This is a genomic window from Chitinophaga sp. 10T418, from assembly GCF_056394125.1.
This window is the reverse complement of sequence record NZ_JBFTHG010000004.1, coordinates 281,842-295,884: the sequence shown is the minus strand read 5'-3', so window position 1 is coordinate 295,884 and position 14,043 is coordinate 281,842. Positions and strand designations below refer to the sequence as shown.

Here is a 14,043-nt window from a genome sequence, read left to right as displayed (position 1 = left end):
CTGTAGCACAAGTAAGATTAGTGGTCAACCCAATTATACTACGTTTATCCTGTGATCCCCACCCTCGAGACAAGAGGGCATGTCTGCCAATTTCATCATCCCACAAAGTGTTTAAACCGTTACCTGTTATTGCTTTCCGTTAACCTGTTTGGTAATGATTATGATGCAAATCTAAAGAGAAGGGTACTTTTTTGCAAATTTTTTAAGAGAAATTTTGGAATTTTCGATATTTTTTAAATATTTGCATATAACTTTAAAACATTCAAAAACAAATTGTAAAAATGAGCCACAATTTGAATATTGACAAACTCGATTTGCAGATTATCAGCGAAATGATGTCTAATGCCGAGATCTCCTACGCCGACCTGGGGAAGAAATTGTTCGTTTCCGGCGGGACTATCCACGTGAGAATGAAGAAATTGCAAGAACTGGGTGTAGTTAAAGGTACTAAATTACATGTAGATTTAAAAATGATCGGCTATGACGTAATCGCTTTTATTGGTATTTACCTGGAAAAAAGCTCCATGTATGATACCGTTGCCAAGGAATTAAGAAAGATACCGGAAATGGTGCGTCTTAATTACACGACCGGAAGCTATAGCATGTTCGCGGAAATCATCTGTAAAGATATTACCCAGCTTCGCCGTATCCTTCACGATGAATTGCAGAAAATCAAAGGCATTGAAAGGACTGAAACCCTGATTTCCCTCGAAGAAAGCTTTTACAGAACAATTAACGTGGTGGAATAATATAGTTTTTAGGAATGGAAGGGCGTAGCCCTGTTGCTTTTTCGTTCTTAATTATTAATTTTCGCCATGGTTACAACAGAAATTGCCGAAAAAATTCAACGGCTGGAAGAAAAGTATGCCGCCATGGGTCAGAACCTGTCATCCTACCTGGATGGCCTTCTGTACGCGGACTACCTCACATATTGGGACTATATTCAGTTGGATGTGTTGCTGAATCTGCAACATCCGCGCACGCCGATTCCTGATGAAAGAATATTCATCATTTATCATCAGATCACGGAATTGTACTTTAAGTTATCACTGCAGGCAATCGAACAAATCAGCCTTGCACCTGTACTGTCAGCTGAAATTTTTATTACCCAGCTAAAAAGGATCAACAATTACTTCCGCAGTCTCATCAACTCATTTGAAATAATGGTAGATGGGATGGATAAGGAACAGTTCCTGCAATTCCGCATGGCGCTGTTACCTGCCAGTGGCTTCCAGAGCGGACAATTCCGCATGATCGAAATTTGCTCTACCCGGTTAAACAACCTGGTATATGAACCTATGCGCCCCGATATGGAGCACCTGGAATTAAAAGGTGTGCTCGATAATATCTACTGGAGAAGTGGCGCCACAGAACTGGCTACAGGTAAGAAAACACTGACCCTGCGCCAGTTTGAGCTGAAGTACATGGATACTTTCCTGCAACTCGCTACCCGCTATAAGGATTGTAACATACAAGCCAGCTACCAGCAACTCACGCCGGAAGCACAGGCAGAAGTAATGCCCCTGTTAAAGGAATATGACCTCAATATCAATGTGCGCTGGCCATTGATGCACTATAAGTCTGCCGTAAGGTACCTGCACAAAAGACCGGAAGACATTGCCGCCACAGGTGGTACCAACTGGCAACAATACCTGCCTCCAAAAAACAAGCGTATCGTCTTTTTCCCGGAACTGTGGACAGAAGAAGAACTTGATAATTGGGGCAAACTGGCCATGGGCGAGTAGTTAAGATCAGATATTCTGCGTTGTAAATCTTCTTATGTAATATGCCAGCAACGGTACATCTGCTTTTTCCAGCGGATGTGCCGTATCCGGTAAAATCGTCAGCTGCGCCAGTGGCAGGGCTTTATACACTTCAATTGTTTCCTGGAAAGACACCATATTATCGTGGTCGCCCATCATCAGCATGCAGGGGGTAACAATTTGTGCATAGTCGGCATGCTTCAGCAAAGACTGATGCCCTAACTCTTCAATGAGCGAAGCGGTGCGGGTTACCACCGTTTTCCAATCACTGGCAGTATGCCTTTCTTCCAGTACCCGCGCAAATGCCGGTACTTTTTCTTCAATCAATACCGGGTTCAGCTGTCTTACTTCCTTACTGGCTGTGGCTTCATTCCAGTTATACTTGGTGGCCAGGGTAATTACACGACCCGTCTTTTCGGGATAATGACGGGCCAGGTACATGGCTACATATCCACCCATGCTATATCCGAAAATATGCACAAAGTCCAGTCCATGGCGCTCCAGGTATGATAATACTTCCGCTGCAAATACCTGTACACTGAATCCCTGTTCTGAAAAAGGAACGTCACCATGCCCGCTGAAATTAAGCAGGTGCACATCATAATGTTCCGATAGTTCGGCTGCCAGCGGTTGAAATTGTGAAGTGGCACCTAATGCGCCGTGTAAAAAAAGTATGGGGAGTTTATTTGTTTGCATTGACTAAAACTAGCAAACATTTTGGATTTAAAAGCAGAAAGCAGACGGCGGAAAGCAAAAAGCCACCGAAGCGGATAATATTAAGTGAATATGAATTTCCCTTGTTGGTCATCCGCTTCGGTGGCTTTTTGCTTTCCGCCGTCTGCTTTCTGCTCCAGATCATCTGGCCCGGCATGCACTATCAAAAGGATAGTAGCTGCCGGCCTTTTCATCCATATCGCTTAGCACCACACCGGCGCCGCCCTTTGCATACTGTTCTGCCACACATTTGCCAATGCCCGAACCAGCGCCTGCAACCAGCGCAACCTTGTTTTTCAATCCTCCCATATCAAACATTTTGGCACTTATAAACAATACGCCCTTATGAAATGTTCCTCATATTTTTTTATTATGTTTGCATAGATGTTGCCGATTAATTTTCTTCACTTAAGATGTCCCATCATCAAATCATGTTTTTTTAAATACTAGTAATGGAATACAATACCACGCGTAATTACCTGATAATGAAGGAATATGGCAGGAATATCCAGAAAATGGTGGAGTACCTGGTAACCATAGAAGACGACGATGAGCGTCAGCGTAATGCTATGGCGGTAATAGAGCTCATGGGTACGCTGAATCCGCATTTACGTAATGTGGAAGACTTCAGGCATAAATTATGGGATCATATTTTCAATATCTCCAGCTTTAACCTCAAGGTGGAATCCCCTTATCCAATCCCCACCATTGAGAAGCTGAGAGCAAAGCCCGATAAACTTCCTTATCCAAAAAAATATCCCAGGAACCGCCACTTCGGTAAAAACCTGGAAATGATCATAGACAAAGCCCTGCATGAGGAAAATCCTGATAAAAAAGAAGGATTTACCCAATGTATCGGTAACTATATGAAACTGGCCTATACCAACTGGCACAAGGAAAGTGTACACGATGATGCTATCAAGGCAGAATTGCTGGCCATTACCGATAACCAGCTGGAATACCATCCGGGTCATACTTCACATGTAGCCAGCCCTGCCAGCTTTGGTGGTGGTGGCGGTGGTAATGTGGCCGGAGCAGCTGACCAGTTCCGTTCTACCAAACGCAAAAGCTTCCAGCAGAATAAATTCAAAAGCAGCAATAATAACAGCGGCGGCGGCGGCAAAAGCAGAGATAATAACAATAAGCACAATAACAAATACAACAAAAACAGGAACAAGTGAGTAGTGCTTTTGAAGTAAGAGGCGGCAACCGCTTAAAGGGGGAAATTATACCCCAGGGTGCCAAAAATGAAGCTTTACAGATCATCAGTGCAGTGATGCTGACCCCACAAAAGGTTACAATCAGCAATATTCCGGATATAGTAGATGTGAATCTGCTGATAGAGTTGTTAGGAGATGCAGGTGTAAAAATAAATCGTATAAGTCGTGATACATGCGAGTTCCAGGCAGATGCTGTAGATCTGAAATACCTGGAAAGTCCTGAGTTTAAAAAGAAATCAGGTAAGCTCCGTGGTTCTGTAATGATTGCAGGGCCCCTGTTAGCCAGGTTTGGCCGGGCATTTATTCCAAAACCAGGCGGCGATAAAATAGGCCGGCGCAGGTTGGATACTCATATTATCGGTTTCGAAAAACTGGGTGCCCGCTTTGTGTATGATGCGGATGATAACTATTTCCGTCTGGAAACAGCAGGAGGGCTGAAAGGCACTTATATGCTGCTGGATGAACCCAGTGTTACCGGTACAGCCAACATTGTAATGGCAGCTGTATTGGCCGAAGGAACTACCACCATTTACAATGCGGCCTGCGAACCTTATCTGCAGCAGCTTTGTAAAATGCTCAACCGCATGGGCGCCCGTATCAGCGGGGTAGGATCCAATCTCCTTTCCATTGAAGGTGTAAAAGAACTTGGTGGCTGCGAACACAGCATGCTGCCGGATATGATAGAAATCGGCTCTTTTATTGGCCTCGCTGCGATGACGCAAAGCGAGATTACCATTAAAAATGCCGGTGTCGAAAATCTGGGTATTATCCCGGAAAAATTCCGCCAGTTAGGTATCCAGTTGGAAATCCAGGGCAATGATATTTATATCCCTTCTCAGGATTCCTACGAAATACAAACCTTCCTGGACGGTTCCATTCTTACCATTTCAGATCATCCATGGCCGGGCTTTACACCGGACCTCCTGAGTATTGTGCTGGTAGTAGCCACACAGGCAAAGGGTAGTGTAATGATTCACCAGAAAATGTTTGAAAGCCGCCTGTTCTTCGTGGACAAGCTGATAGATATGGGTGCACAGATTGTTTTATGTGATCCTCACCGTGCAGTGGTGATTGGTTTGGGCCGGCAGCATCCGTTGCGTGGTATTACCATGTCATCTCCGGATATACGTGCGGGTGTGTCTCTCCTGATTGCCGCACTCAGTGCAGAAGGAAAGAGTACTATCCAGAACATAGACCAGATAGATCGTGGCTATCAGTATATCGACGAAAGGTTGAGAAAGCTGGGAGCAGATATAAAAAGAGTATAACAAAGAAAAAGATAAGAAATATAAGCTCCGCTGCATTTCTAAAAGCTAATGGCTAAAAGCTAATAGCTGGCACAACCCAAATTCCAGTAAAACATTTTACCGGTTTTTGGGTTTTGCATTTGAAGTCATCAGCGACATTGATTCTAATTATTATAATGGAAAAAAAGATCATCATCGTTACCGCACCTTCCGGCGCCGGCAAAACTACCATCGTAAAAAAAATACTGGCTAATATGCCGGTATTGTCTTTTTCTATTTCCGCCAGCACCCGTACCCCGCGTGCCAACGAAGTAGATGGAAGGGACTACTATTTTCTGTCTGCCGATGAATTTCATCGGCAAATAGAGGAAAATGCCTTTGCAGAATACGAAATGGTATATGCAGGTAAATATTACGGTACCCTGAAAAGTGAACTGGAACGTATCTGGAATAGCGAGCAGATCCCAATGGTAGACATCGATGTAAAAGGTGCCTTATCTATCAAAGAAAAATATCACGACAGCGCACTGACTATTTTCATACAGCCCCCATCGTTAGATGCCCTGCGGGTAAGGCTCAGCGAAAGAGGCACCGAAACCCAGTCTTCCCTGGAAGAGCGCCTGGCAAAAGCCCGCTACGAGCTGTCTTTCTCGCATGAATTTGATCATATTGTGATAAATGATGAACTGGAACAGGCGTATGAAGAAGTAAAAAAGCTGGTAACAGAATTTTTAAATATAAAGTAGCGGCTTGATTGTTGGTTTTCCTAATTCGTTATTTTTGTTAGGATGGACGGATACACAATAATTATTTTGATTTTCCTGGTATTGCTGGCTGGCTTCTTTTCAGGTATCGAAGCTGCATTTGCCAATGTTAATAAACTTAGCATTGAGCTCAAAAAGAAGCAAGGCCGGGCTACTGGTAAAATTTTAGCCGGTTTAAATGAAAATCCCAGTCGTTTTCTGGCCACCAGCCTGGTTGGATTCACGATTACTGTTGTCATTTATGGCATTATGGTAGCAGGTGTTTTTCAACCTGCATGGGATTCCCTGATGAAGCAACAATCAGAGGCTGCAGGCATGCAACCCCTGGTGATCTTCCTGGAAGTGATACTGGCAACCCTGATTATGCTGTTCATGGGCTTTTTTGTGCCCAGGGCCATTTTCAGATCCCGGCCTGAAACATTGCTTGGTTTCTTTGCCTTGCCGATATCATTGATTGCAAAACCACTCTATGTAATTGGTAATGTACTTGCATCCATATCCGAGTGGATGTTGAAGTATCTCTTCAACGTAAGGTTGGTAGAGAATGGTGAATCCTTTACCCGTGTGGATGTAGAGCATTTTATCCGGCAATCACAACAACATTTCGGTGAAAACAACCAGGAGTTGAATACGGAGTTATTCGAAAATGCGCTTTCTCTTGCGCATGTAAAAATTCGTGGATGTCTTATTCCCCGCAAAGAAATAGAAGCGCTGGAAATACAGCGTCCTATTGGTGATGCCAGGAAAAAATTCATGGAAACAAAGCTTTCAAAAATTGTTATTTATGAAGGCTCCATCGATAATATCCTCGGATATATTCATCAGTTGGACATGTTCAAGGATCCGAAAGAAATCAACAGCATCATTCATCCTATTCTTGCTGTACCGGAAACAATGAGCGCGATAGACCTGCTCAGCAAGTTTAATAAGGAGCGCAAAAGTATTGCATGGGTGGTAGATGAATTTGGTGGTACTGCTGGTATTGTGACTATTGAAGATGTATTGGAGGAAATATTCGGAGAAATAAAAGATGAACATGATGAAGAAGAGTTTGTAGAAAAGCAGATTGCTGAGAAAGAATACATTTTCTCCGGCAGATTAGAACTTGATTACTTGAACGAAAGATATGGGCTGGATTTTCCTGAAGATGAAAGTGAAACATTATCAGGATACATTATCAACCATCACGAGACTATTCCAAAGATCAAGGAACGCATTATAATTGACGATTATGAGTTTGATATTCTGAATGTTACGGATACCAGGATCGAAATGGTGAAGATGAAGATGTTGGTATAGACATGACCGTTAAATTGGTTGACTTATCGGATATTAATATGATATAATTATTTCTATAATGTTTGGATTAACGATACAATAACAATTTTGCTAAAACGTTTTTAAAAAAAGTAGTAGGAATTTAACACGGATTGTATACATTTGCTTCAGATGATGTAACACAATGATTTGATTTTTGTTAAAAGGTTGTAAAAAAAGTGTTCCAACATTGATAATAAAATAATTCTTGTTATTTTTGTATTACAATATAAAACGCAACCAGGGATTCTTACTTATTCTGAACGCTTGCCATCAATTAGGTAGGTAGTTTAACTGGAGGCTAAAGACATTCTCGAATTCAACTTTTTTGGGGTTAACAAACAATGGATGAAAGGCCGGCTCTTGATTCTTCTCGGGCTGGCTCTTTTTTTTTCTCTACCTCTGCATTCCTCTCTTTCTTATTTTTTTCTTTTTACTTACCGGATCTTACTTTTTTACGTACCTACTTCTTCGAAGGACGAATAACTACTTAAAGCCACATTAAAATAGGTTACTTTATCATTGCCTACTCTAATTTGTAGTATTCAACCGCTATATTTGTGATCCTTAAGAAGAAACTGTATTCAACATCGTTTGACCGTATAAAGTATGTTAAAGAAATTTTTCGCAAATAATGAGGATAAGGCAGAGATGTCTTTTTTCGACCACCTGGAAGATCTAAGGTGGCACCTCGTCAGATCTGCCCTGGCACTTGTTGTATTTAGCACGTTCGGCTTTATATATACGCAGCAAATTCTTGACAATGTTATTTTCGGACCAACCAACGCAGATTTTCCTTCTTATGTAGCACTGTGCAAAATCAGCCATTGGGTAGGACTGGGAAATCAGCTCTGTATTACCCCTGTAAAGGTGACATTTTTGAATTACAAGATGGTTGGGCAGATTATGCTGCAATTTAAACTGGCGTTTATAATCGGCTTTATTTGTGCCTTTCCTTACATTTTCTGGGAGTTCTGGCGCTTTGTTAAACCAGCCCTCAAGGAGAAAGAGCTGAAAGGCGCCAGGGGCGTTATTTTCTGGGTATCTTTTCAATTCTTCCTGGGAATATGTTTTGCCTATTTCCTGATGGCACCTTTCACCATTAACTTCCTTGCATCTTACACCGTAACTACCAAAGCGGTTAACCAGTTTTTTATAGATGATTACTTTGATCTGATGACACAGATCGTGTTAGGTATGGGATTGTTGTTTGAATTACCTATCCTGGTATTCTTCCTTACGAAATTAGGCATCCTCACACCGGATTTCCTGCGTGCTTACAGACGCCATGCGATTGTGGTGATCCTGATCCTGGCGGCTATTATTACCCCTCCGGATCTGGTAGATCAGCTGATCGTATTTGTGCCATTATACTGTCTGTATGAAATCAGTATCTTTATATCCAAAAAGGCGCTGAAAGATCGTGAAGACAAGATGACTAAAACCGAAGTAGAAGAGTGGTCTTAATTATCTCTAACTGTAAATAAGTAACTGAAATGGAAAATACTATATTTAATCTTACACTGCCTGTGGCTATTGGCTCAGATCATGCAGGGTTTGAGTATAAAGAAGAAGTGATTTCATACCTGGAATCAAAAGGCTTGCAGGTAAAGGATTATGGTACCCATTCCAAAGATTCCGTAGATTATCCGGATTATGCACACCCGGTATCTACTGCAGTTGAAAGAGGTTTTGCTGCTTTTGGTATCCTGGTTTGCGGAAGTGCAAACGGAGTAGCTATTACAGCAAACAAACACCAGGGCATCCGTGCAGCTATTTGCTGGGGCGCGGAACTGGCAAGACTGGCCCGCTCTCATAACAACGCAAACGTATTGTGTATACCCGCCCGATTTGTAGATATTCCGGTAGCTACGGAGATGGTGGAGATGTTTATCAGCACCCCTTTTGAAGGTGGACGCCACCAGGACAGGGTACGTAAAATGGCCTGCCTGTAAAGGTTTAAAGCCACATATCATTTTTTACTGTAACGAATACACGAAAATGTAGTAATATTAAAGAGCCGGCTATCAACCGGCTCTTTTTTTTATTTCAAGGCATGTGATCTGTCAATTAAAAAATGCTCCATGAGAGTTGTTCTTACTGTCATCTGTTTACTCTTTATCACAGCTGCACAAGCGCAGCAAAACACCGCTGTGGAAAATAATACAGCAGCTGCCAGGTATGGCGAAACCATTACGCCTGCTGCCGTGAGCAAACAACTGCATATTATTGCCGGACCAGCCATGGAAGGAAGGGAAACCGCTACACCCGGACAGGCAAAAGCAGCCGCTTATATTATCAGCCAGTTTGAAGCAGCCGGCTTAAAACCAGGCGCAAATGGTAAGTGGGAACAGCATTACCCATTGTATGAAGACAGTCTTCTCAAAAGCACTATCACCGTACAAGACAAAACCTTTTTATACGGACGCGATTTTTTGTCAGATCTGCGCTCGGGCCAGCCGCAGGACATCAGCGCTGCCCGGGTTATCTATGCAGACATGGGGGTTGTGAGCACTGATCGTAATGATTACAACCGCCTCGATGTAAAAGACCAGGTAATCATGATCAGAGATGCCGTGAGAAAAGGGCTGCATCGTGATAAAGGCAGCCTGGAAGATAAAATAAGAACCGCGAAAGAAAAAGGCGCAGCCGCCATACTCATTATCTCGCCATCTGCCGGACGTTTCAGCGCATTAAATCAGCAAAAACTCCGGACAACAGGGCTTTACTGGCAAAAAGATACAACGGCGCGTCCGAACGTATACTTTATTACACCTGCGTTGGCATCTGCTATTATGGGTATTGATAACAGTGACAGCCTGCTGGAAGACCTCGATAAAGGGAAAAAGATACCCGCTGAGCTTAAAATAAATATTCATATTGTATTTGATAAAGCCGCCACAGTACTGCATCCTTCCAATGTGTTGGCTTACCTGGAAGGCACCGATAAAAAAGAGGAAGTGGTGTTTGTGACAGCACATTATGATCATCTCGGAAAAGAAGGTGATAAAATTTTTTACGGGGCAGATGATGATGGATCAGGTACGAGTGCGGTAATAGAGATCGCCACGGCGTTTGCCCGTGCCCAAAGGGCCGGTCATGGCCCCCGCAGAAGCATGGTGTTTATGACAGTATCCGGAGAAGAAAAAGGATTGCTGGGATCTCAGTATTATACGGAGCATCCGATTTATCCACTCACACGTACGGTAGCAGACCTGAACATTGATATGATCGGACGCATAGATCCGGCGCATGAAAAAGACACCAATTACCTGTATATCATTGGCGATAATAAACTCAGCTCTGAGCTGCGGCCTGTTAACGAAAGAGCAAACGATAGCCACACCCATCTTAAACTGGACTATAAATACAACGACCCCAACGATCCGGAAGGCTTCTACTACCGATCAGATCACTACATGTTTGCACAACATGGCATTCCCATTATTTTCTATTTCAACGGCACGCATGCCGACTATCACGCACCTACAGACACGGTAGAGAAAATCAGCTATGAGCTGCTGGCAAAACGGGCTCGCCTCGTTTTTTATACCGCCTGGGACATCGCCAACCGGGAGCGTAAACTGGTAGTGGACAGACACGAAAAATAAGAAACAGCGTACGCTGCAATAAGTGAAAAGCCTGCAAAATAGCTACAGTACTGGCTTTAGGCCTGCTGGAAAACCTTTTTGTTTATTTTAACAAAATTTTTTAAATTGTGTATAGAGTCTTTATTCTTTAGGAATCAATACATAATTCTTTTTTTGTATTTGTAGAATCGGTGAATGTAGGGATCAGCTGGTAAAGTGTTTTCAGACCATTATTTTTTCGAGAGTCGGGCTCCCCCATTAAACATTTTTAACTAAGCTGTTGTTGTTCAATCGGTATTTATAGGATCATGCGATAATTTTTCACTGGTGATGAGAAATCATGCCGGTATTCGCTATCTGTAACCATATAAACTTACCAGTATGAAAACACCTGCCACCTTTTCGATTGAAAGTAAATGCTATTCCACAAGGAGAGCACCCTTGTGTCCTATTGACCGATGTTGTGACGGAAACACCTAGTATACATGCATTTTTAGAAGCCTAGTTTATAGTCCTGGTTGTTCAGAATGATGGAAAACGGAAACGCTTATTGCACGCAATGGTAAACCCTGCCATGATACAGCTACTCTTTGTGAAACCTTAAACTGAGAATGCATGCATAATTTTTATAACGCTTATTGGTGGATCTTTTTATTGAGAGGAATTTTTGCCCTGGTACTGGGTGTACTGGCCGTTGGTTGGCCTGGCGCTACCTTTGCCACACTGATCGTTTTCATTGGAGCATATCTTTTTATTGCGGGATTCTTTGCCATCATCGGCGCGATTGCCGCCCGCAAAACAACTGAAAACTGGGGCCTCTTTTTATTCTCTGGATTACTGGGCGTTATATTAGGTATCCTCACATTTTACAATCCGTTTGCTACAGGTGCTGCACTCATTTACCTGATCGCTTTCTGGGCCATGCTGGCCGGTTTGTTTGAATTAATTATTGCTATCAGGTTAAGGAAAGTTACTACCGGCGAAGGCTGGTACATGGCGGGGGGCCTGTTGACAATTATTTTTGGAATTCTCCTGGTCTCAAATCCAGTGGCAGCTGCAGTAACGCTTACCTGGATGTTTGGTATATATGCCATTATCACAGGTATTATGCTCATTTCATTATCATTCAGACTGCGCAGCAGGCATTAAAAACGATAGCTAAAAACTAAGATAAGATACCCTGTTTACTATTTTAAAACCACCCCATATGCAAGCTTATTCTTTAACTAAAACTATACCTGATGATTATTGCAACACCTGATTAAGGCACCTGTATCTGCTGCTTTCAGGGTGTTGATACCTCCCTGTTGATTTAAAGCGTTGCAGGTGCCTGACAGTACTCACTGGCTGGAGATCCGGTGACTTACCATTACTGTCTGACTCTTTTCTCCCGGCCCCTCAAAAGGCTGTCGCCGTAGCTAATTATGAATAATTTAAAGTTAACCGTTATGTCATCCACCGAATTTAATAACTTATTACTAGGAAACGCCGATTTTCTGCGCCCATACGCAGTTACCTTGACTAAAGACTCAGAATCAGCCAAGGACCTTTATCAAGAAACACTGTTCAGAGCACTGTCGAACCGTGATAAGTACCTTGCTGGCACTAACATCCGCGCCTGGCTGTATACGATCATGAGAAATATTTTTATTAATAACTACCGCCGCGGCAACCGGCAATACAAATTGCTGGATAATGCGGTAGGAGATTACCTGTTGAGTCATCAGCCATCAGCTATCGGGAATTTTGCAGAATCAGATCTGCGCGTAAAAGATGTACAAATGGCCGTATACAATCTGCCTGTCATCTTTAAACAACCATTCCTGTTATATTTTGAAGGCTATAAATATTATGAAATAGCGGCTATCCTGAATGAACCTTTGGGAACCGTAAAAAGCCGTATTCACTTTGCGCGTAAAATGCTGAAAACCCGCATTACCAGACACTGATGTACTGTATTGAATAATATTATTGAAACTTTTCAGATTTTTGGATAGCAGAAGTCTGCAAACTCTCAGCAAGACCGTTGTCAGCTGCTGCTAAAAGTACTATGAACACCCGGTAGTAAGCTTAAGATTGTTAGTAATACCATGCTGTATTATCTGTCTGTTTCCGCAGATAAGCGGCATTTATGCTGTATGCTTGTTTGCGGACTTCCGTTATCCGGTCCCGTCCGGAAAACCCCATGTATCTTCTCCCTAATCTCGCCCATACACCCAATTCTTTGTTAAATAACCATTTATTATTGAGGAAAATGTACAATTACGGGTTTTAAACCGTTATTTAGCATACACATATTCAAAATATTTCCGGATATCCTACACTATCTGTATGCCGGGTCCAACAATGCTTATATGCCGAAAGTAACTTTTAACAACAAGAATGCTATGTTCTTTCCAGCGCTGAAATCCGCTGTGGAGGACTATTTTAAGTCAAATAACATCAAGAAAACAGGTAATTGGAAATTATATCTTAAAACGGCTATCCTTATTCCGGTAGCCATTATGTTGTATATTTCGGTATTATTTATAGCAATGCCAGCGGCTATCTCGGTAACTTTATGCGCTTTACTGGGCTTTGTACTGGCAAGTATCGGTTTTAATGTGATGCACGATGCCTGTCATGGCAGCTACTCTACCAACAGCAAAGTAAATGATACACTGGGCCTTACCCTGAATGCACTGGGCGGTAACGCCTTCATCTGGAAACAGAAACATAACATTATTCACCATACCTACACCAACGTAGACGGTTTGGATGACGATATCGCAAAAAGCCCGCTGATGAGACAATGCAGCTCCCAGAAATGGGTGCCTATGCATCGTATCCAGCATATTTACGTAATACTGGTATATGCCATCTCTTCTTTTGCTTGGGTGTTTATCATGGACTTCGTAAAATACCTGGGCCGCAAAGTGTACACCACACCACTACAACCCATGAACCTCACCGATCATATGATTTTCTGGGGTAGCAAAGTATTATACCTGATATTTTACATTGCACTTCCTATCTACCTGGTAGGCGTGCAAGCCTGGGCTATCGGTTTTGCAGTGATGCACGTAGTAATGGGCTTTACCCTCGCTATTGTATTCCAGCTGGCGCACGTGGTAGAAGAAACCGAATTTGAAGCAGTAGGAGAAGACGCTAAAATGATTGAGAATGAGTGGGCTATCCACCAGATCAAAACCACCGCTAACTTCGCACCCGGTCATAAACTGATTTCCTGGTTCGTAGGCGGACTGAATTACCAGGTAGAACACCACCTGTTCCCACGTATCAGCCATGTACATTATCCTGCCCTCAGTAAAATAGTGGCAGCGAAATGTCAGGAACATAATTTGCCTTACAACTCCATTCCTACTATGCAGGGAGCCGTTGTATCACACTTTCGCTTTATGAAAGCACTGGGCGCAAAACCATAAAGC

At 42.7% G+C, this 14,043-nt stretch carries 14 protein-coding genes; 12 read left to right on the top strand and 2 right to left on the bottom strand.

Going from position 1 to position 14,043, the window contains the following annotated elements; translation table 11 throughout:
• Positions 1-281 precede the first annotated feature (281 nt).
• Positions 282-749, top strand: coding sequence for an Lrp/AsnC ligand binding domain-containing protein (locus AC1DCV_RS13385; RefSeq protein WP_079471223.1), 468 nt, complete (start codon positions 282-284; stop codon positions 747-749).
• A gap of 66 nt (positions 750-815) precedes the next feature.
• Positions 816-1,745, top strand: coding sequence for a tryptophan 2,3-dioxygenase family protein (locus AC1DCV_RS13380; RefSeq protein ID WP_477023617.1), 930 nt, complete (start codon positions 816-818; stop codon positions 1,743-1,745).
• Between the two features lie 6 nt (positions 1,746-1,751).
• Here the strand turns inward: AC1DCV_RS13380 and AC1DCV_RS13375 are convergent, their stop codons facing one another.
• Together AC1DCV_RS13375 and AC1DCV_RS13370 are read right to left on the bottom strand one after the other, a co-directional pair.
• Positions 1,752-2,459 (bottom strand): alpha/beta fold hydrolase, encoded by a 708-nt coding sequence (locus tag AC1DCV_RS13375; protein WP_441577741.1) that lies wholly within the window; start codon positions 2,457-2,459, stop codon positions 1,752-1,754.
• A 159-nt stretch (positions 2,460-2,618) separates the two neighbouring features.
• Entirely contained in the window at positions 2,619-2,786 is a 168-nt protein-coding gene (locus tag AC1DCV_RS13370) for an SDR family NAD(P)-dependent oxidoreductase (protein WP_477023616.1), read from the bottom strand.
• A gap of 143 nt (positions 2,787-2,929) precedes the next feature.
• Here AC1DCV_RS13370 and AC1DCV_RS13365 point away from each other — a divergent pair, with 143 nt between their 5' ends.
• From AC1DCV_RS13365 to AC1DCV_RS13320, 10 genes are all read left to right on the top strand, one after another.
• Complete coding sequence (locus AC1DCV_RS13365) at positions 2,930-3,658, top strand: DUF4290 domain-containing protein (protein WP_477023615.1); 729 nt, start codon at positions 2,930-2,932, stop codon at positions 3,656-3,658.
• A complete protein-coding gene (gene murA, locus AC1DCV_RS13360; RefSeq protein ID WP_477023614.1) occupies positions 3,655-4,965 on the top strand; it encodes a UDP-N-acetylglucosamine 1-carboxyvinyltransferase in 1,311 nt (436 codons plus the stop codon). Before AC1DCV_RS13365 ends, murA begins: the two co-directional genes overlap by 4 nt.
• Before the next feature lie 155 nt (positions 4,966-5,120).
• Complete coding sequence (gene gmk / locus AC1DCV_RS13355) at positions 5,121-5,690, top strand: guanylate kinase (RefSeq protein ID WP_477023613.1); 570 nt, start codon at positions 5,121-5,123, stop codon at positions 5,688-5,690.
• 42 nt (positions 5,691-5,732) lie between these two features.
• Complete coding sequence (locus AC1DCV_RS13350; RefSeq protein ID WP_441577746.1) at positions 5,733-7,007, top strand: hemolysin family protein; 1,275 nt, start codon at positions 5,733-5,735, stop codon at positions 7,005-7,007.
• Between the two features lie 627 nt (positions 7,008-7,634).
• On the top strand, positions 7,635-8,492 hold the full coding sequence (tatC, locus tag AC1DCV_RS13345; RefSeq protein WP_477023612.1) for a twin-arginine translocase subunit TatC: 858 nt from the start codon (positions 7,635-7,637) through the stop codon (positions 8,490-8,492).
• Positions 8,493-8,521: 29 nt separating this feature from the next.
• The gene (gene rpiB / locus AC1DCV_RS13340) at positions 8,522-8,980 is read left to right on the top strand and encodes a ribose 5-phosphate isomerase B (protein ID WP_477023611.1); all 459 of its coding nucleotides are present in this window, start codon (positions 8,522-8,524) and stop codon (positions 8,978-8,980) included.
• A gap of 129 nt (positions 8,981-9,109) precedes the next feature.
• A complete protein-coding gene (locus AC1DCV_RS13335; RefSeq protein WP_477023610.1) occupies positions 9,110-10,636 on the top strand; it encodes a M28 family peptidase in 1,527 nt (508 codons plus the stop codon).
• Positions 10,637-11,230: 594 nt separating this feature from the next.
• The gene (locus tag AC1DCV_RS13330; protein ID WP_477023609.1) at positions 11,231-11,764 is read left to right on the top strand and encodes an HdeD family acid-resistance protein; all 534 of its coding nucleotides are present in this window, start codon (positions 11,231-11,233) and stop codon (positions 11,762-11,764) included.
• 299 nt (positions 11,765-12,063) lie between these two features.
• A complete protein-coding gene (locus AC1DCV_RS13325; protein WP_078669945.1) occupies positions 12,064-12,564 on the top strand; it encodes an RNA polymerase sigma factor in 501 nt (166 codons plus the stop codon).
• 405 nt (positions 12,565-12,969) lie between these two features.
• Entirely contained in the window at positions 12,970-14,040 is a 1,071-nt protein-coding gene (locus AC1DCV_RS13320; protein ID WP_477023608.1) for a fatty acid desaturase family protein, read from the top strand.
• The last annotated feature ends 3 nt before the right edge of the window (positions 14,041-14,043 follow it).